At 38.0% G+C, this 20,538-nt stretch carries 19 protein-coding genes; 1 reads left to right on the top strand and 18 read right to left on the bottom strand.

What is annotated here, in order from left to right:
- Positions 1-45: 45 nt before the first annotated feature.
- From EHR_RS13070 to EHR_RS13095, 7 genes are all read right to left on the bottom strand, one after another.
- On the bottom strand, positions 46-2,199 hold the full coding sequence (locus EHR_RS13070; RefSeq protein ID WP_010738122.1) for a peptidoglycan D,D-transpeptidase FtsI family protein: 2,154 nt from the start codon (positions 2,197-2,199) through the stop codon (positions 46-48).
- A 260-nt stretch (positions 2,200-2,459) separates the two neighbouring features.
- A complete protein-coding gene (locus tag EHR_RS13075; RefSeq protein ID WP_010719648.1) occupies positions 2,460-3,308 on the bottom strand; it encodes a MurR/RpiR family transcriptional regulator in 849 nt (282 codons plus the stop codon).
- A 361-nt stretch (positions 3,309-3,669) separates the two neighbouring features.
- Positions 3,670-4,167 carry a hypothetical protein gene (locus EHR_RS13080; protein ID WP_135982564.1) on the bottom strand — a complete coding sequence of 166 codons (498 nt, stop codon included), beginning with the start codon at positions 4,165-4,167 and terminating at the stop codon, positions 3,670-3,672.
- Between the two features lie 233 nt (positions 4,168-4,400).
- Complete coding sequence (locus EHR_RS14655; RefSeq protein ID WP_014834751.1) at positions 4,401-4,523, bottom strand: hypothetical protein; 123 nt, start codon at positions 4,521-4,523, stop codon at positions 4,401-4,403.
- Positions 4,524-4,796: 273 nt separating this feature from the next.
- Entirely contained in the window at positions 4,797-6,737 is a 1,941-nt protein-coding gene (gene thrS / locus EHR_RS13085; RefSeq protein ID WP_010738124.1) for a threonine--tRNA ligase, read from the bottom strand.
- Between the two features lie 326 nt (positions 6,738-7,063).
- Entirely contained in the window at positions 7,064-7,243 is a 180-nt protein-coding gene (locus tag EHR_RS13090) for a 2-hydroxymuconate tautomerase (protein WP_002287649.1), read from the bottom strand.
- A 113-nt stretch (positions 7,244-7,356) separates the two neighbouring features.
- Positions 7,357-9,150: a heavy metal translocating P-type ATPase gene (locus tag EHR_RS13095; RefSeq protein WP_010719651.1), complete on the bottom strand. Its 1,794-nt coding sequence runs from the start codon at positions 9,148-9,150 to the stop codon at positions 7,357-7,359.
- A 198-nt stretch (positions 9,151-9,348) separates the two neighbouring features.
- Between EHR_RS13095 and helD the strand changes: the two genes are divergently transcribed.
- The gene (helD, locus tag EHR_RS13100) at positions 9,349-11,628 is read left to right on the top strand and encodes an RNA polymerase recycling motor HelD (RefSeq protein ID WP_010738125.1); all 2,280 of its coding nucleotides are present in this window, start codon (positions 9,349-9,351) and stop codon (positions 11,626-11,628) included.
- 111 nt (positions 11,629-11,739) lie between these two features.
- Here helD and EHR_RS13105 read toward each other — a convergent pair whose 3' ends face one another.
- From EHR_RS13105 to EHR_RS13155, 11 genes are all read right to left on the bottom strand, one after another.
- Positions 11,740-12,378 (bottom strand): hypothetical protein, encoded by a 639-nt coding sequence (locus EHR_RS13105; RefSeq protein ID WP_010719653.1) that lies wholly within the window; start codon positions 12,376-12,378, stop codon positions 11,740-11,742.
- Positions 12,379-12,673: 295 nt separating this feature from the next.
- On the bottom strand, positions 12,674-13,393 hold the full coding sequence (locus EHR_RS13110) for a YebC/PmpR family DNA-binding transcriptional regulator (RefSeq protein WP_010719654.1): 720 nt from the start codon (positions 13,391-13,393) through the stop codon (positions 12,674-12,676).
- Between the two features lie 282 nt (positions 13,394-13,675).
- Positions 13,676-14,830 (bottom strand): nucleotidyltransferase, encoded by a 1,155-nt coding sequence (locus tag EHR_RS13115; RefSeq protein WP_010738126.1) that lies wholly within the window; start codon positions 14,828-14,830, stop codon positions 13,676-13,678.
- Positions 14,831-15,204: 374 nt separating this feature from the next.
- The gene (locus tag EHR_RS13120) at positions 15,205-15,945 is read right to left on the bottom strand and encodes a class I SAM-dependent DNA methyltransferase (RefSeq protein WP_010719656.1); all 741 of its coding nucleotides are present in this window, start codon (positions 15,943-15,945) and stop codon (positions 15,205-15,207) included.
- 1 nt (position 15,946) lies between these two features.
- Complete coding sequence (gene rsfS / locus EHR_RS13125) at positions 15,947-16,270, bottom strand: ribosome silencing factor (RefSeq protein ID WP_010719657.1); 324 nt, start codon at positions 16,268-16,270, stop codon at positions 15,947-15,949.
- A 56-nt stretch (positions 16,271-16,326) separates the two neighbouring features.
- A complete protein-coding gene (gene yqeK / locus EHR_RS13130; protein WP_010719658.1) occupies positions 16,327-16,914 on the bottom strand; it encodes a bis(5'-nucleosyl)-tetraphosphatase (symmetrical) YqeK in 588 nt (195 codons plus the stop codon).
- Positions 16,904-17,551, bottom strand: coding sequence for a nicotinate-nucleotide adenylyltransferase (locus EHR_RS13135; protein WP_010738127.1), 648 nt, complete (start codon positions 17,549-17,551; stop codon positions 16,904-16,906). The genes yqeK and EHR_RS13135 overlap by 11 nt, the downstream gene beginning before the upstream one ends.
- Positions 17,552-17,563: 12 nt before the next feature.
- On the bottom strand, positions 17,564-17,815 hold the full coding sequence (locus EHR_RS14585) for a YhbY family RNA-binding protein (protein ID WP_052312488.1): 252 nt from the start codon (positions 17,813-17,815) through the stop codon (positions 17,564-17,566).
- A gap of 74 nt (positions 17,816-17,889) precedes the next feature.
- Positions 17,890-18,999, bottom strand: a complete 1,110-nt coding sequence (gene yqeH, locus EHR_RS13145; protein ID WP_010738128.1) for a ribosome biogenesis GTPase YqeH — start codon at positions 18,997-18,999, stop codon at positions 17,890-17,892.
- Entirely contained in the window at positions 18,996-19,523 is a 528-nt protein-coding gene (locus EHR_RS13150) for a YqeG family HAD IIIA-type phosphatase (protein ID WP_010719662.1), read from the bottom strand. Before EHR_RS13150 ends, yqeH begins: the two co-directional genes overlap by 4 nt.
- A 276-nt stretch (positions 19,524-19,799) precedes the next feature.
- A complete protein-coding gene (locus EHR_RS13155) occupies positions 19,800-20,534 on the bottom strand; it encodes an amino acid ABC transporter ATP-binding protein (RefSeq protein ID WP_010738129.1) in 735 nt (244 codons plus the stop codon).
- Positions 20,535-20,538 lie beyond the last annotated feature (4 nt).

Genomic DNA, 20,538 nt, shown 5'->3' on the forward strand with positions numbered 1-20,538 from the left:
ACAAATTGTATTTCTCTGGAACGGTCTTTTTAGTTGTTGGTCTTTTTATTTTGCCATGAACATATCGTAGTAAGTGTCCATGATTTCTTTTGCAATGACTAGATTCATATGATCTTTTTCATCTAATAAGTTCGGTAGAACGACACTAATTGCAATTTGTGGGTTATCACTCGGACCATAGGCCACGATATTACTATTTACTGTGGTAATATCTGGATGACCTTCAGCTACAGTTTCGGCTGTACCAGTCTTAGCAGACAAATCCATTTTTGCACTAGCTAAAGGTTTAGCTGTCGTATACGCATCTGTTCCATGAACAACTTGATGGAATCCTTCACGAAGGATCGACATATCAGCTGGAGAAATATCAACGGTATCTTCGACTTTTGTTTCCAGCTCTTTTTTCACCGGACCAAGGTTCCCATTTTCATCATTTCCATAGATTCCCTTGACTAAACGAGGTTGGATTCTCTTACCACCATTGGCTACAGTTGAAGCATACTGCGCTAATTGGATCGGTGTATAGGTATCAAACTGACCAAAAGCTAAGTCAGTAAAGTTACCTGGTGTGTACCATTGAGCACCATTATCTGCATTAAATTTCTTCATAAAATCAACAGAACGAGAAATCCCTGGTGATTCATTTGGTAGATCAATCCCAGTTTTTGTTCCTAAACCAAACTGTTTGAACGCTTTACGTAATTCTTCATAGGCTTTTGACTCTTCATTTAGTGAAGGAAGTCCCATATTTGGTGTATATTCCAATCCCAGCATTTTCAACGCAACTTTGATCATATACGTATTCGATGATAGTTCAAGTGCTTTGACTGCATTGATTGCAATACGCCCGCTTCGATTAAAGACCGAACTCTTTTCAGAAGAGCCTTGTAATTTGATTGGCTCATCGACTAACACTTGGTTACCTGAGATCACATTCGTTTGCCAACCAGCAGTTAACGTACCTGCTTTGACTACTGACCCTGGTGTAAAGGCACTAGTAATATTCCCCAAAGCATTTTCTGTCAACTCTTTGGACCCTTCTTGGTGGCTAAATCCTGTCATAGCCAATATCTCACCGGTTTGTGGATTCATCGCTACTGCATACGCCCCTGGCGAATAAGTTGCTTTTCCACTATCCACTAATTTTTGGTAGTTTGTCTTTAAGATATTTTCGACTTTGGCTTGGAAATCAGCGTTAAGAGACAACATGAGGTTGGACCCTTTTTCACCAGCAAAGATTTCTTTTTGATTCGTTACATTCCCATTACTATCGAGGGTTACTTCATATTGGGTTTTTGTTCCTTGTAAAACATCTTCATATTGCTTTTCAAGGTAACTTTGTCCCACACGATCATTACGAGAATAGCCTTTAGCTAAGTATTCATCTACTTCATCAGCTGGTAAACCTTGTTTTTCTGTTGTCACACTACCTAAAATACTTTTGATTGAGTCAGCAGCCGTGTATTGACGTGTCCAGTCGGTTCCTGTGGATACTCCAGGTAGTTCTGAAGCATGTTCGGAAACAACCGCTAATTCTTGATCAGTCACACCTGAATTTTTGATAAATACCGTGTTCAACTCATACGCGCTATTCATGCGTTTAAAAATTGTCGCGATTTTTAATTGTTCTTCATTGAAGTTGATTTCACTATCAGTTACTTTGTCAACTAACGCTTTGTATTGATCGCTGGAATCAAGTTGTTTTTCCTTTGCTGTTAAGCGTTCCGTTGCTTCTTTCAAATGCTTAGGATCAGCTAACCAAAAGTCTTTTTTATCTCGTTCAGTTAAATTTTCATCAACTGGCACATTGATTAATTGATTTAGTCTTGTCGCTACTTTAAGCAGATCCTCTGCCGTCATTTTTGTTCCTCTGGTGAAAGTAATTGCTTGATTCGCTTGGTTCGTCACCAATGGTTTACCTGTCGAATCGTAAATCATCCCCCTCGGAGAACTGGTTTGGATCGTTAGCGTCGATGATGATTTCACTTTGGCTTCCATTGCTTCGCCATTAACGATTTGTAGATAACCTAATCGTGCAATCAATGCGACGAATAATGTAAATATGATGAAAAAAAGAAAATTCAACCGAAAAGGGACATGGGAACGTCGAAATGTTTTGTTTTTCGGCTCTTGTGCACCTTTTTTCAATTTATCCATCCATGAATTGTTTAATAGTTTTTTCATAAACTCTCTCATCATTCCTATCTTTTTCCTACTTACTGTTATGTTTCATTGTACCTAAATTTCTTGAAATAAAAAAGAAGAAACGAAAATCACTAATAAATTCTTTAACTTATTTCAAGTTAATATTCTTTTTTTGTTTCACAGGATAAAATCGTGTCAAGTTTTCAAACAATTCAAACCTTTAAAAAAATAAAGTTTTTTATTTAATTTATCATTTTCTTATCGTGAAACACAACAAATGATATTTTTACTGTGGAAAACTTTTTATAATGCTCTTACCGTTTTGAACCAAAGTATCCTTTAATTACTTGTCTGGTTTCACGAACTTTTTCCTTCAACTGTTCATTCTTTGTCATATATAAATAAAAAATAATATCGATAGTAACAAACTGAGCCAGCAAAGAATTTGTAGCAGCGCTTCGATTGGTAATTTCCTTTGGACGTGAGGTTTGTACAACAACATCCGCCAACTTACTTAAAGGATTATTTCCAAATTGCGTTAAAGCAATTACCTCAATGCCTAAATCTTTTGCGATTTCTCCAACTGCTACGACATCCGCGCTACTACCAGAATTGGAGACTAACCATAATACTTTTTTGGTTTCATTGCTTACTAATTGAGGAAGTAAAACATGGATATCTTTTTCAAAAATAATGGGTTTGCCTACTCTAGACCATTTTTGCAAAATGTCTTCCACCACTAAAGATGAAGCGCCCACGCCATATAAAAAGACTGTTTCAGCACTTTCCAGGGTCTCAACCACTTCTTGAATTTTTTCTTCATTTAAAATGTCCACCGTTTCTTTGATTGCCACTTGCGCATTATTTCCCAAAATGTGTTTGATCGAATAAAATGATTCGTTTGGGTGAATATCACTGAAGCCTTCAACGATACCGGTTTGTAACTCGGTCGAAATATTTATTTTGAAGTCAGTCAAACTTTGAAACCCAATTTTTTTGGAAAATCGGACAACTGTGGGCGCACTTAACCCAGCAGCTTCTGCTAACTCGTTCGCAGTCATCGTGGGAATTTTTTCTACATTTTTGATGATATAATCAGCGAGCTTTTTTTCAGTTGAAGAATACTCCTCCATCATGCTCTCAATACGGCTAATAACGCTCATTTGTCTCACTTCCTTTTTCTCTTCCAGTCTAGCTAAGTATACCATATCCCACTAATAAGATCGTGACGTCTGACAAGAAATTTTGTCATCATCTGTAAATAAATGTTGGAGAAAAAGTATGAAGCTAAAAAATAATTGATGAGGTTCGGCTACAGCAATAGAGCCCAAGGCAAGCCTTGGACTCTTAGATAAAAGATTAATTTTTCAAGAAGAATGGACGATTGCAGCTCCTGGTTATCCTATCATTCATATGATAGTTGCACTCTTTATCATGAAAATTTTGTTGTCTCACGTTGAATACTCTTGATAGAAGTCACGAGTATTGAACTCCAATTTATAAATTGATGTCATGAAATAACTTTTAGAGTTGGTGTTCCGCATGTGCTGCTCCTAATTGATTCCTAGAAGTTGAGAAGTTCATAGCATTTTGGATTTTCTCACTTATTCGTGCTAGTCTTTCTTCTTTAGTATTCTCGAATGGTTGTATTGATCGACTGAAAAGTTGTTCTGGCATATCATTTCTATTTGTCGATCTTGCTAATATTTGTTCCATTGTTAACAACACTTGTTTTTCTTCATATTTTTCTTGCTGTATTTTTTCTACTACTATTTTATTTAGGTCTTGATTCCTCATTTTTTGGCTATTGGAATATAACAGTCGGTTGAAAAACTGCTTAAACAAATTTTTTCTGAGACCAAGTTTAGTCTGCTCTTCATTTCTTTGTTTCATTTTGATTTTCGTTATAGGTAAAATATTCTCCATTTCAGTCTTAGCACGAGGAGCTATTTCGATTTGATTCGTAAAATTACTTTTATGAGGAATCAAAGTTGTTTTGAACGCACGAATTTTTGTTGCCATTCTTTTCCGATCGTTTCTTATGTAACTGATCATTTTTATTCTGAAAGAGCGGTCAAGTTTATGGATTTCCTGGTAAGTATTATTCAGTACTTTCTCAAGCGTAGAAAAATCTCGCCTAATCAATTCCAACATTCGTTTAGCGGGACCAACGGACTTCGAATTTTTTTGATTCGTGGATTTATGTTGACTCCTTTGTTTAATCGCATGTTCAATTTTTACGATTAAATTTACTGCTAAGTTCTTTTTTTATGATTGGCTTGTTTTGACTGCATTTCGTTTGTTTGCTCGCTTAACTCATTTTGAGCTACGTTATTTCCTTTTTTATTTAGCCTTTTATTTGTAAAAAAAGTTCCCATTTTCAACCCTCCTTTTTCCTTTTCAACCTAATAATAGCATAAGATGAAAGGCTTGCTTATTCATCTTTTCGTAATTTCAGAAAAAAAGATTCTCATTATCGCTTTGTTGTTTCAAATTGCACGCTTTAGCTTTAACTCTTAAAAAGATATGGGAGAAGCGTAACAATCCGCTTAGTAAAAAACCGATGGTATCAAAAATCGTTTTCGATTTTCGACACCATCGGTTTGATCTTACATTCTAGGGTAGTCAGGTCACTTTTTCGACTATTGAAATTAACCTTGTCTACTATAATTTTGGACTTCAGCAACCATCGCATCAACGAACATGTTGAGATCTTCTACTGAAGTTTCTTTGCTTCCATATCGGCGAATATTGACCGTTGCATCAGCTACTTCTTTATCACCAACGACTAGTTGATATGGTATTTTTTGTGTTTGTGATGCACGAATCTTATAACCCATTTTTTCATTGCGGTCATCTACTTCAACACGTAGACCTTTCATTTGTAGACGTTCCTTGATTTCATAAGCATAGTCACTATGCGCTTCAACTGAAACAGGAATGATTGTTGCTTGGATTGGTGCTAACCAAGTTGGGAAAGCTCCTTTGTAAACTTCAGTTAAATAAGCAACAAAACGTTCCATCGTTGAAACGATCCCACGGTGGATAACTACTGGACGATGTGTATTTTCGCCATCTTCACCAACATAAGTTAAATCAAAGCGTTCTGGAAGCAAGAAGTCTAATTGGATCGTTGATAATGTTTCTTCTGTTCCTAAAGCTGTTTTGACCTGAACATCCAATTTTGGACCATAGAAAGCAGCTTCTCCTTCTGCTTCGAAGTAATCCAATTCCAATTCATCCATTGCGGCTTTTAACATCACTTGCGCTTTTTCCCACATAGCATCATCATCAAAATATTTATCCGTGTTGTTCGGATCGCGATAGCTCAAACGGAAACGATAGTCTGTAATATTGAAGTCAGCGTAAACTGCGACCATCAATTCCAACGTACGTTTAAACTCATCTTTGATTTGATCAGGACGTACAAAGGTATGCCCATCGTTCAATGTCATTTCACGAACACGCTGTAAACCTGATAGCGCACCTGATTTTTCGTAACGGTGCATCATGCCTAGTTCAGCGATACGGATTGGTAATTCGCGGTAGGAATGGATCGCATTTTTATAGACCATCATATGATGCGGACAGTTCATCGGACGAAGAACTAACATTTCACCATCACCCATATCCATTGGTGGGAACATGTCTTCTTGGTAATGATCCCAGTGACCTGATGTTTTATACAATTCTACATCTCCCATGATTGGTGTGTAGACATGTTGGTAACCTAAGCTGATTTCTTTATCAACGATATAACGTTCAATTGTTCGACGAATCGTTGCACCTTTAGGTAACCAGAATGGTAAGCCTGAGCCAACTTGTGGTGATACCATAAATAGATCTAGTTCTTTTCCTAATTTACGGTGGTCTCTTTCTTTTGCTTCTTCACGTAGACGAATAAATTCTTTTAAGTCTTTTTTATCAAAGAATGCTGTCCCATAGACACGTTGCATCATTTGATTGTTTGAATTTCCACGCCAGTAAGCTCCAGCTACAGATAATAGTTTGAAGACTTGGATACGACCGGTTGATGGGACATGTGGTCCACGGCATAAATCAATAAATTCTCCTTGTTGATAAGCAGTGATTACTTCCTCATCTGGTAATTCACTGATCAATTCTACTTTATAAGGATCACTTGCAAAGATTTCCAGAGCTTCTTCTTTAGAAAGAACTTTACGTTCGATCGGTAAGTTTTCTTTCACGATTTTCATCATTTCTGCTTCGATTGCTGGAAGATCTTCGGCACTGATTTGGTTTTCACCGTTGTCTGTGTCATAGTAAAATCCTGAATCGATTGCTGGTCCGACACCGAAATGGATATTTGGGTACAAGCGTCTCATAGCTTGTGCCATCAAATGTGCGGTTGAGTGACGTACCAATGCTAATGCATCTTCGTGGTCAGGTGTAACGATCTCGATTGATGCATCTTCTTCGATGCCACGATTCAAGTCAATCAATTGACCGTTCACTTTACCGGCTAATGCTTTTTTAGCTAAACTTTTGGAAATACTTGCAGCAATCTCAGCAGTCGTGATTCCCGCATCAAACTCTTTCACTGCGCCATCTGGAAAAGTAATTTTTATCATTAAAATAGCCTCCTTTGATTTTTTGATTGAATGAGTTGACACCAATAAAAAAGTCCCAGCACCTCATAAAAGAGATACTAGGACGAAAGATTCGTGGTTCCACCTAATTTCGAACGTTTACACGTTCCTTGAGCGTTATAACGGTACGACCGCCTTTGTTTCAACAAAGGTTTCGAAAGTGGTCATCCTTTGGTTTTCTTCTGGAAAAGTTTCAGCCTGGCTTTTCCTCTCTTATCGAAGACTCTCAAATTCAGTTGTCTTTCTCATCAATCAACTATGTGTTTATTTAACCACTAATAAAAAGAAAAATCAAGTGTGGGTGTGACTTATTTTTTCCATTCACCATTTACACCATAAGTGCCTTTTTTCATTTCATTGATAATCACATGGATATGTTCTTTTGGTGCTTGGGTATTTTTATGAACAGCTTCTGTAATATCTTTCATCATATTTTCTAATTGTTCTGGACTACGTCCTTCAACTAGTTCTACGTGTACAAATGGCATTGTCTCGTCTCCTTTTAATGATTGCTATCTTAAATGTAAGTGGTCTTTTCAACCCTTCTTCTATGCTATGATCATACCGCAAAAAAAGCAAAGAGAAAAGGTCTTTTCTGATGTTACGTGTGGGATCGCTCATTTTTAGCCCGCAACGCACTTAAAATCGAAACAGTGTCTACCACTTCTTGGAGAACCGCTCCAAACAAAGCGGGGATTACACCCGTACTAGCAACCAGCATTAAAAAAACACAAATAAAAATACCGATTAAAACAGATTGTTTCGCTACTTTCATCGTATCTCTGGAAATCGTTATAGCAGTAGCAACTTTTGTCAAATCATCTTTTAGTATCACCGCATCAGCACTTTCGCTAGCTGCCGTTGATCCGTGTGCGCCCATGGCTATTCCAACATCTGCGATCGTCAAAGCTGGAGCATCGTTGACCCCATCGCCCACCATCGTTACGGGACGTTCACTTTCGGGAATACTCTCAAGGATATTCAATTTGTCCTGCGGCAAACAACGAGCATGAACAGCCGTGAGCCCAACCTCCTTTGCAATTGATTCAGCGATAGCCGGTCCATCCCCTGTGATCATCATCAAATCCGCTACACCCATTGTTTTCAATTGTTCAATCGTTGCTTGTGCTTCTGGACGCAGCACGTCTGAAAATAAGATCGTACCCGAAAAATGGTCATCAATTGCAACATAGATAGCTGTTTTAGTAGATTGGCTTTCTTTGGCACCGACAAATGAAGCTCTGCCAACTTTAACGAAATGTCCATCTACTCTAGCTTGTATTCCTTGCCCCGTGATCTCTTTTAATTCATTCACTGGCAATAACTTTTCGTTATCGACTTCATGGACTAGTGATCGGGCTAAGATATGACTTGATTCTTGTTCAGCACTTGCCGCATAGACCAAGAGCGTTTCTGATGTTACACCAGCTTCTGGATGAATACTTGCTACTTCGAGGACCCCTTTAGTGATGGTACCCGTTTTATCAAATGCAACTGTCTTGGTTCGTGCTAATTTTTCCACAGCAGTTCCTGTTTTGATGACGATTCCGTTTTTACTTGAACGACTCATTCCAGCCACTAAAGCAATCGGTGCAGCTAAAATCAAAGGACAAGGTGAAGCAACAACGAGAACTTCTGCGAAACGAACAGGATTCTTCGTGACCCACCAGGAAATACCTCCGATTAAATAAGCGATCAATGTAAAAGGCACCGCATAGCGATCCGCTAAGCGAACAAAATGAGCTGGTTTTTCTTTTGATTCTTCGACCAATTTAATAATTTGTTGGTATTGACTATCAGCTGCTCTTCTTTCAACGATCATTTGAACGGAACCGTCCCCATTGACTGAGCCAGACATCAGTTCATCGCCTGCTTTTTTTAATACAAGTTTGGCTTCACCCGTTAATGAAGACTCATCAAATTGCGACTCTCCTTTCACTACCTTTCCGTCAACGGGCACTAATTCTCCTGGTTTCACCACTAATAAATCATTGATCTCAACAGCTTCTACTGGAATATCTTTCAATTGGTCATTCATCAATTGATGCGCTGTGCGTGGTGTATTGTCCAATAAAGTTTGCAATTCTCGACTAGCTTTTTTATTGGCATAGTCTTCCAAACTGTCTCCGCCAGTCAACATGATCAGGATCATCAAACTAGCCCAGTACTCTCCTACCACTAATGTCGCAACAATCGCTGTAATAGCAAGAATGTCCACACCATATTTACCTGAACGTAATGTTTTAATCATCTCAATAAACATAAAGAAAGCCAAAATACCACCCGTGATCGCGATAATCAGAAATGCAAGTGTGGGTCGTTTAAAAATAAATTCGCAAATAAGTGCCGTCATTCCTATCAAAACGGTGATTGAAAACTTTTTAAAATGTGTCATATTGTTCACTCCCTACAATTTTAGGATACTGACTTAGAACTAGAATGAAAACTATTTACACTTAACTGAAAACAACTCTCACTCTCATTGATTTTCTTCTTTCACTTTCCTTCAAACAAATAGTCAAAGATACCTTTTTCTCACTTTTTGTGCTATACTTTTAATTCGTTATTTACGGCGGAAGGAGTAATATACGCAATGAATGAAAGACAACTAGAACAACAACACGTGGATGAAACCATTCAGTTGATCCAGCTTGAACAAAAGCTATTAAACACTAAACAACAATCTCTTACCCAAGAGATGCAAGATTCTACGAAAGACACCGCCAGCCATAAAATCAGAGGTGGGTCTAATGAATCCTTTTATGAATCAGCTGTCGAATACCGCCAACATGAGCAAGAATTGCTTTTAAAATACCATACGCTTGAATCGCAGCAAAAAAGGCTCCAAACGTTAACAGTTATGGAAGACAACCCTTACTTTGCCCGAATCGATTTTAAAGAAGAAACAGATGCAGAGACACTTTATCTAGGAATCGCTTCTTTAAGAGATCTCTCTGAAGAAACAATCGTAATCGACTGGCGTGCCCCAATTGCTAACCTTTATTACGAAGGGGAAATTGGACCAGCCTTCTATGAAACAGATACTGAAAAAATCAATGTTGAATTACTGCTGAAACGTCAGTTTAAAATCTTAGACGGAAAAATTATTTCGATGGTGGATACTTCTGAAGTGATCAACGATGATTTCTTACTAGAGATCCTAGACGATGCCTCAAGTGCGCATATGAAAAATATCGTCTCTACGATCCAAAAAGCCCAAAATGCCATTATTCGTGATACAACAAGTCAAGTGATGTTGATCGAAGGAATCGCTGGTAGTGGAAAAACATCCGCTTTATTACAACGGATCGCCTTTTTACTTTATCACAATCGAAAATGGTTAGATGCCGAGAACGTTTTACTTTTTTCTCCTAATCATCTTTTCTCTGACTATATTTCGACTGTTTTGCCTTCTTTAGGTGAAAGTGGTGTACCTACGCAAACCTTCAAGTCTTATTTGGAACAGTTATTACCTGAATTTTCATTGTTAGAAGAAGAGCAACAAGAAGTTGGTTTTTTATCTGGAGACAAGGACCCGATCCAAACCTTCAAAAGCGGTCTTCAACTAATCCATCAGATTGATCGTTATATCGATCATATTACTGGTTTTGGTCCCTTGTTTAGAGATATGAAAATTAACGGTCGGACGATTTTAGCAAAAGAATCGATCCGCAAATGGTATCAAGAAACCAATGAACTCTTACCGTTACATCAACGTCTCTCCTTGTTGCAAACAAAATTATTAAAAAAATTGGGTGGACTCCAAAAAGATGAGATGCGTCAAAAATGGGTCAAAGAATTAGCAGAAGAACAATTGCAAGACTTATATGCGAATGATCCGAATCTTGAGTATACGGAGCAAAAAGAACAGTCTTTACGGAAAAAACTAGCGAATCAAATCGTGAAGAAAAGATTTCGTCGAATCTACCGCGGAATCAATCAGTTTCAATTTGTCAATTTGACCAAACAATACCTTCACTTTTTACAAACCGTACCTCAGGCGCTGTTGGCTAAAAATGACATTAGCGCAACGATGTGGAACGATCATTCAGCCTTATTAAAAGAGAAGCTTCGTCAACGAGAACTACGACAAGAAGATGCAGTATTATTCTTCTTGCTGATGCGTCGCATCCATCCAGTGTCTGTGATGCAAAAAGCTCGCTATATCTTTATCGATGAAATGCAAGATTTCGCTCCCGCTCAGGTAGCTCTTTTACAAGCGATCTATCCAAAAGCTAATCTCACTTTTTGTGGTGATCTAAATCAAAATGTTTTCGGCAATGAAACGATTACTGGCTCTTTGGATCAACTATTTAAAGACCAAGAAATCACACACTTCCAGTTAACGACCAGCTATCGTTCAACAAAAGAGATCACGGATTTTGCGAATCATTTTCTTACTGAGGAAAATCAAGTAGAAACGACGGCTCGCAAAGGTACGCTTCCTTCTATCGTGAAAGGTTCCTCCTTAGAAGAACGATTAAATTGGTTAAAAACTACGCTTGAAACGACTCAAGAAAATACCCGTTACTGGCGTACCGCAATCATTGGTAAAACACAGACTGAGTGTGAACAACTCTATGAACAGTTGCCCGAATACTTAAAAGATCGTGTCCAATTGATTTCTGATGAAACAGATTTTATGAAACGACAAATCGTCCTACTACCAGCATTCTTGGCAAAAGGGCTCGAGTTTGATCGCGTTTTCTTATGGGGCATCGATGATACAAACTTTGCCACTGACCAAGATCAATTAGTTCTTTACACCATGTGTACAAGAGCCATGCACGAACTCGTTTTAGTTACTTCTGAATCTGAAAGTCCTTTGATTGAATCCATGGACCCAGCGTTATATACCACTATCAATATATAAAAATAAAGGGTTGTGACAAAATTTTTGTCACAGCCCTTTATTCTTAATAAACGGTGTTAAAGAAGTAGCTTCAAAAATAAGAAGCTAACCACTTAGTCACAACCTCGCCTTTTAAACAAATGATTCAGTATCTGGATACTTTAATTTAACTAATGAAATAATCATTCGCAATTCTTCTATATTTTCAGGATACTCAGGATCAAAGACTTTACTATGACGCCCAATCCCCCCGTTATCTATCAGCCGATAAATTCGATTCCAATCAATAAACTGTTCGATTGATCGGAAGTTACTGATCGGATAGCCTCCACTATCAAGGATTTCTGATAAACGAAAAGCTAGATAAGCACTGTCGATCACTTTTACTTTTTTAGAATCATATTTTTCATTTTTTTCAATTAAGATTTTTGTTGGTTGATGTTTTAAGCTCCATTCTAACAAACGAAAGAAAGCTTCCATACGATAATTTTCTTCAAATAATCGAAAGGTTGAATCTGAACGTCTAAAAAGTAAAGGGATTAAATAATTTCTTTTGTAAATCAACATGGGGACGCGATCAACCATACATTCCAAATAGCGATTAAGGTAACCAGTACCTACGTAATTTCCTAAACGATAACCTTCTACACCATAATGGGCATATTTTTTTGCTAATTTTGAACAGTCTGTGATATTCACAGCTAACTCTTCGATCTTTTGGTAACCGCTTAAAATACGTTCAAAAGGCTCTAAACTAATTTTTGCTTCCATAAAATTTCCCCGCCTACATCCACATTCCTATGTATCATTTTTCCAATAATACGTCTATATCAATAATAACACAGGACGAAACAGAATAAAAAATAAAACATACGAAAAAAAGATAAAATCAGTGATTCGTCATAAACTACTGTTTTTTCAGAACGAATGATCTTCTTTTAAGCGTAAAAAAATAGTCTGAGAGACGAATCGTCCCAGACTATTAGCAGGTGTAAAAACGAAAAACGGATAAATCGCAAGTCGGAAGCTATCCGATGCTTTCACAACCTTCATTCGTTTTTATCGTTTAGTCTTCCAATGCTACATTATGGAAAACATGTTGAACATCTTCCAATTCTTCCAACGCATCAATCATTTTTTCAAATGTTTCTTGGTCTTCTGGTGAAAGTGTCACTTCATTTTGAGGAATCATTTGGATCTCAGCAATTGAAAAATCAGTGATTCCTTTTTCTTTCAATGCTTCTTGGATACTGTGGAAGTCAGCAACTTCACCATAAACGATGATTTGTCCATCTTCTTCCATGACATCACGTACATCAATCTCTTTATCCATCAAATATTCAAGGATCTCATCTGCATCATCGCCAGCAAAACCAAAAATCGCTGTATTGTCGAACATGTAAGAAACAGCTCCAGAAACACCCATATTTCCGCCGTTTTTACCAAAAGCAGCACGTACATCAGCAGCTGTACGGTTCACGTTGTTTGTTAAGGTATCAACGATGACCATTGAGCCATTTGGTCCGAATCCCTCATAACGTAATTCAGAATAAGTTTCATCTCCCGCACCTTTTGCTTTTTCAATTGCACGGTCAATAATATGTTTAGGTACATTATAAGTTTTCGCGCGTTCAATGACGAAACGTAGTTTTTGGTTAGCGTGTGGGTCTGGATCACCTGATTTTGCTGCTGCATAGATTTCAATCCCGAATTTTGCATAAACTCGGCTATTATTTGCATCTTTTGCGGTTTTTTTCGCTACGATGTTTGCCCATTTACGTCCCATATTCTCACTTCGCTTTCTAATTTTGATCGTTCATTTCTGATAGTGGTTAAGCACAAAAACGTCCTGTTCCATTATACTTGTGAATCTGGATTCTGTGAAGTATTTTTTCTAAATCTAGTCATTTTTTAGGGAGGTGTTTCCTTGTATGATCGATTATAGTCGTCTCTTGGAATAGCTACTCAACAAGCTAGACAAAGAATTTTTTACAAAGCGACATATTCAAAATATTGAACTAAACTTTCATTCAGATTAGTCATTTCACTTTGTTCCCACCAACCAGGTTTATTTCGAAACATAAGGTCTTCTTCCAAAATTTTGTTCAGGTATCGCCCCACCGAGTTGATAGATTTGATCACTCCGAACCAAAAGGTGTGCCAATTCTGCTTCTTTTTTGCCGATTTTTGAGATCAAAGGTATCTCTTTCTTTTCTTTTAAAAACTGTTGTCCTGCCTTGGTGAATCCTAAAATATTCAAGTAACATTTAGCTTGTTGGTCATGGATTTCCTCATGATGGATGTTCAATAATACGTAACAAGCTAAACGTTGGATTCTCGTCCAAGTATATCTTTTCGTCTTGACTAAAGTGACAAATTCCTCGAAAGAAGTGGCTTTCTTCGCAGCCGATTGCATTCTCACTTCAAGTCCTTCCGTCATCTGATAGATAGTTTTCAAATTGGCTAGCTCCGTAGAAAGCAAACGATAACGTAACAAGGGCCAGTAATTCGCCCATGTTTGTTGCGAACCTGCTTCGATCATCGCTGCGGTGGCAGCAGGTATAAAATTCGTTACGGAGCGTTGTTCACTGAGCGCTTTGCGAATAGCGGTCGCACTTGCGATGGAGGAACTGCTCCATTCTTCATCGTGATAACCAGCACTTTTTCTGGTAATCGGTACTAATTTCATTGGCTGGGCATACTGGGCATTTTCTTTCGCATAGCTTAACCCTAAAATGTGATTAGGAGAAGAAAAATCGAGAGCGATTTCTGGATAAAGTGTGTTGAACACTGCTGTCATCTTCTGCGGATAGCTCATTCCTTGATCAGATAAACGTTGAAATTCACGGTCAATCCTTAATTGGTTTTGCTGTACAAATTTCCCAAAAGCTTCGTAATTAAATGTCGACTCTTCTTCTGTACCAAAACAAAGATGTGTACAGCCGAGCATCTGTAATAATCGGACAGCGCCTTTGGCAAAGTAATCTGCTGATTGCACAGACCATTCTATCGGTAGTTCAATGACCAAATCCACTCCGTTTTGGAGGGCAGCAGTTGCTCTGGACCATTTGTCGATAATTGCAGGCTCACCACGCTGTAAAAAATTTCCACTCATCACTGCTATCACGATATCTGCGCCCGTTTGTTCACGAGCCATTTCCGCATGGTAGCGATGCCCATTATGGAAAGGATTATATTCAACAATAATGCCACAAATTTTCATCGCATTTCCTCCGTTTCTTAATAGGAATAAAACAAACAGTTCATTCTTTCGGTCAATCCTAAAATGATCAATTTGGTTTTTAACTGTAAAAAAATAAGCAGGAGAAATCGAAAAATCGTTTCTCCTGCTTTTCAAATGACGCTTCAGCTTATTTTTAATCAAGATATTTCTAAAGTGTTTTTTCGTTTTTTAGCAGAAAAACGTCACTATTTGGCGCAGACTTTGTTGATGATTTACTCGTCTTTGCCATTATTCGTTACTTTTATACTATTATAATACTATCTGAAACAACGCGATTCACGGCAGTTTTTTTTTGCGATTACACCTCGCGATAAGGTAATGTTTCGTATTCAACAAAAGACTTTTTTCGTGTCCTATTCCTTATATGCCACAAAAAAGAGACGTTTTGTATCTTCCTTTGGTTGTTCGTCGGTGAAATCACCAAATGCTTCTACCTTAGAAAAACCACTATTTTCTAACATTCTTAAATAATTATCCAAAGAATAAGTTTGCTCTTGATGCAGTTCGTCTTCTCGAATAAACTTACCTGCTTCTTCGGGATCTTCCACGAAGAAAGTCAAGAAATGTTCAATACTATGCTTTTCCTTACCTGGGTAGCTATCCCATAAAAAGGCAAACTGATCATTTTGATAATGGTAACTGTATTCAGGAAAAACCGTGTCGATTTGATAGATAGAATGAACATCGAATATAAAACGTCCATTTTCTTCCAACGCTTGATACACTTCGTCAAATACTTGCTGCACTTCTTGTTCATTCTTCATATAGCACAAAGAATCTGAGAAACAAGTGATTGCTTGGTATTGACCAATTTCTGACAGATCAAGCATGTTTCCTTCAACAAATTGGATTGGTGTTTCCTCTTCAAACGCACGTTGGCTAGCAATCATCAACATCTCTTCTGAAAGATCTAACCCTGTGACATGGTACCCAGCTTTAGCAAAGGCAACAGCTAGAGCACCTGTTCCGCAAGCTAATTCTAAAATATTACATGTTTCACTTGGTAAGTGTCGTTTTGAGAAATCTAACCATTGTTGATATAAGGTTTCATCCATTACCTCATCATAAACGAAAGCAAATGTTTCGTAAGCCATATTAATCGATCCATTCATTTAGGTCAACAAGTGGTGCATCTGACCATAATTTTTCTAAATTATAGAAACTTCTTTCTGGCGCATGGAAAACATGGATGATCAGATCTCCTAAGTCGATCAGGATCCATTTTCCGCCTTCTTTTCCTTCGATACGTTTTACTTCGTAATTGTTTTCTTCTTCTTTTTCAATGATTTCTTCTGTAATTGCATTTAGTTGTCGTTCACTGTTTGCCGAACAAATCATGAAGTAATCTGCTAGTAAAGATACTTCTCTCACATCTAAAGCAACGATATCTTCTGCACGTTTTGAATCGGCAGCTTGCACTGCAATTTGTAGTTGTTCTTTGCTATTTATAGTAATTTCCTCCTAATGGGTAGAGATTATTTTTTAGCTACCCAATGATTATATGTTTCAATTGTTTTTGGATAAATCTGTTGTTCTTGTTCAATCAAGTGAGCTAATGTGTGCTTTGTCTCAAAAGCTACCGCTTCGTCTAAATCAAGCAACGCTATTTCACGCGCATCTTGGACTCCAGGAAACGAACGACCAGGTTCAATATAATCTGCTACATAGATGATTTTATCTAATAAAGACATTTCAGCCGCACCAGTGGTATGAACCCGAATGGCATGAAGGATCTCTTCATCTGTGATACCAAGCTCTCTTTCAACAAAAGAGGCGCCAACTAAACCATGCCAAATCGCATTTCCATAATGAAGAAGCGCTGGGTCATAGCCATCTCGCTTGATAACTAAAATAAATTCATCATCAGGCCGTTCTTTCGCATAATCATGTGTCAAAGCAGCAATACTAGCTTTTTCTAATGAACAGCCGTATTTGCCGGCAAGGGCAATCGCCGTCTCTTCCACCCCAAGAACATGCTTGAAACGTCGTTCACTCATTCGCATTTGGACTTTTTGCATCAACTCTTCTCTTGAGTAAGTTGTGTATTTATTACTATAGTCCATCTTGATATAGCCCTTCTTTCTCGATATACTCAATGACCTTATCAGGTACTAGATAACGAACGGAACAACCTTGCTGGATCTTCTGCCGTATTTTAGTTGAGCTGATATCAATGGTTGGCACATCGACCCAAATCACTGGGTAAGGCGTTTCGGTTGAGTAACCTGCTCGACGAATACCAACAAAATTGACCATTGTCACTAGTTCATCGATTTTATACCATTTTGGTAGATATTCTACCATGTCGCCACCGATAATAAAATAGTAATCGGTATTAGGGTTGTTTTGTGTCAGAGCTTTCATCGTATCATAAGTATAGCTTTTGCCTTTTCGAGATAACTCGATCGGTTCAATAGCTAAAAAAGGATTATCTGCTATCGCAAGTTCAAGCATGTTTAAGCGATGATTGGCAGCGATTGTCGTTTTTTCATCCACATGTGGTGGTTGATAAGAGGGCATTAGATAGACCTCATCCAACCCTAAATTTTTCCCTGCCTGTTCTGCCATAACTAAGTGTGCCAGGTGAACTGGATTAAAAGTACCACCTAAAATCCCCACCTGTTTGCGTTTTTCAAAAATTTGAGGCATCTCTTGAGGAAATACTTGAGATTCGACAAAAGCTTCCGCTTGCGATTTCATATTAACCACTCCTTAAATTGCGTTTACTTCTTTAGAGATACGTTGATATTTTTCCTTTGAAGAGGGTTTGTATAATACAAGAACTCGTCCAATGATTTGAACAACTTGACATCTGACTGTTTCTTCTAAAATACCAGCTACCTCTTCAGGAATCTCATCGGTATTTTGTAATAACGTTACTTTGATTAATTCACGTTTTTCCAGCGCTTCTTCAATCTGAACCATCATGGCAGAATTGATTCCACCTTTACCAATTTGAAAAATCGGTTGTAAGTGGTGTGCCTGGCTTCGTAAAAATCTTTTTGTTTTCCTCTTAAAGTCATATTCTTCCTTCTTCCTTAAATCAAGGCCTTTCGTTTCATCACATTCACACCTTTTGGCGCCCAACCTGCTACGACTGCCGGTTGTGTCACTGTGATCCATCCTAAGCCAGCAAATACGATATCTGTTTTTTCTTTTACCGAAAATTCAAAACGAACCAATTCGGGAAATTCATTTACTTCATCGGGACGAGGTGGTTGTAATAATCCACCGACGTGTTTCACATAAAATTCATCGGCTTTTGCTAATTTCGTTCGATGAATAGTGACATCATTTGAAACATAAGCAATAAATGAACCGCGTTGCCCACTGATAAAATCAAACCTTGCTAAACCGCCGAGAAAGAGTGTCTGTCCTTCATTCAATTGGTATCCTTTAGGCTTGATTTCTTTCGTTGGTGCAATGATCCTTAAATCTTTTTTTCCAAGATAATGCGCCATTTGATGTCGATGGATAATCCCAGGAGTATCAATCAAGAAGTGCCCATCATCTAAAGGAATCTCGATCTTATCTAAAGTTGTCCCTGGAAATTGAGAAGTCGTAATCACATCTTTGACACCTGCTGTGTTCTTGATGATTTGATTGATCAATGTCGATTTACCGACATTTGTCACACCAACGATATAGACGTCACGACCTTCACGATACTCTTCGATTTTTTTGAGTAGATTTTCCATTTCATTCGCTTTTTTTGCGCTTGTCAATAATACTTCAACCGGACGCAATCCAGCTTCATGTGCACGCTCTTTCATCCATTGGATCATTTTTGGTTTCTTCAGTGATTTAGGTAAAATATCCACTTTGTTTCCGACCAAGAGCACCGGGTTATTACCTACAAAGCGATGTAGTCCAGGGATCAAAGAACCATTAAAATCAAAGATATCGACAACATTGACGATCAAGGCATCTTCTTGTCCTAGTTCATTCAGCAGGCGCAAAAAATCATCATCTGTCAGTGAAACATCTTGGATCTCATTATAATGTCTTAACCGGAAACAACGTTGGCAATAGACCTCACCTGATTCTAGTCCTTTTTCTAATGCTGCTTTTGGTGTATACCCTAATTCATTAGGATGGTCGGTTTGGATCGTTGCTCCACACCCAATACACTGTAGTTCTTCGTTCATTCAATTCCACCTCGCCAGCCCATATCAGGATTGTGTGCTAATAAATAGGCCATGATTTTGCGTTCCCAAAAACGATTGAATCGTGTTTTCCAACTATCCGTTTCAATAATTGGTTTAACCAAGATACTTCTGATACCCGAACGATTAGCTGCTCGGATATCTGTCATGATTTGGTCACCGATCATCACAATTTCATCATCTGAAAGATTCAACATTTTTTTTGCTCGATTCATTCCTACGGCTAAAGGTTTTAATGCCCGAGCAACATACGTCAATTCAAATTTATCGATCGCTCGTGCTACTCGTTCAGAGCTATTGTTTGAAACAACCACTACTGGAATACCAGCATTTCTCATTTCTAAGATCCAGTCGAGTAATTCCTCTGTCCCATCAGGATTGTTCCAAGCGATCAACGTATTGTCCAAGTCAGTCAAAACTGCTTTAATCCCTAAGTTTTTTAATTGTGCAGGGGTTATCTTGTAGATGGCATCGACCATCCATGTTGGTTTATATTTTGAAAACATTTTGTCTCCTCATCTGCAAAAAATGAAGGAGCACGAAATGTACTCCTCAGCCCTATATTATACTTCATTCTTTCCAAAAAAACTACCTCTACACCTGAATCCTTCTGAATAAACAACTATTAACCTGAAATGATGAACAGACCGAAGTTACCAAACACTTTTAAAAGAGAAGAAATCATCCGTTTGACTACACTGATAAAATAAAAACTCTCCAAACACGAGAAACTGTTTCGAGAGTTTTCATTCGATTTTTTATTCTTTGGATGTTACTGACTTTTATAATATTTTGGATAAAAATGCGACTGTTCGTGGATGACTGGTTTGTTCAAAAATAGCCGTCGGTGTACCTTCTTCAAGAATGGTTCCTCCATCCATAAATAGAACTCGATCACTGACTTCTTTTGCAAAGCCTATTTCGTGAGTCACAATGATCATAGTCATCCCTTCACGAGCTAATTGCAACATGATTTCTAACACTTCTCCGACCATCTCCGGATCAAGAGCTGAAGTCGGCTCATCAAATAGCATGACGTCGGGTTGCATGGCTAAAGCTCTCGCAATGGCGACCCGTTGTTGTTGTCCCCCAGATAAAGACTGAGGATAAGTATCGGCTTTTTCTAGCAGACCTACTTTCTTTAGCAGATCTCTAGCAATCTTTGTTGCTTCTTCTTTTGATTGCTTTTTGACTTTGATTGGTGACAAAGTGATGTTTTCTAAAACCGTCATATTAGGGAATAGATTAAACTGTTGGAAAACCATTCCCATTTTTTCTCTTGTTTTAAAAATATCATTTTGCTTGTCGGTAATTGTCATTCCTTCAAACTTGATTTCACCAGAAGTTGGTATCTCTAATAAGTTGATGCATCTTAGTAAAGTGCTTTTTCCCGAGCCTGATGGCCCTAAAAGTACCACGACTTCTCCTGGATAAATTTCAGCGGAAACGTCTTTCAGTACTTCCTGTTCACCGAATTTTTTATTTAAATGTGTAATTTTGATCAATGATTTGGCCATCTAT

It is taken from the genome of Enterococcus hirae ATCC 9790 (assembly GCF_000271405.2).
Taxonomy (GTDB): Bacteria; Bacillota; Bacilli; order Lactobacillales; family Enterococcaceae; genus Enterococcus_B; species Enterococcus_B hirae.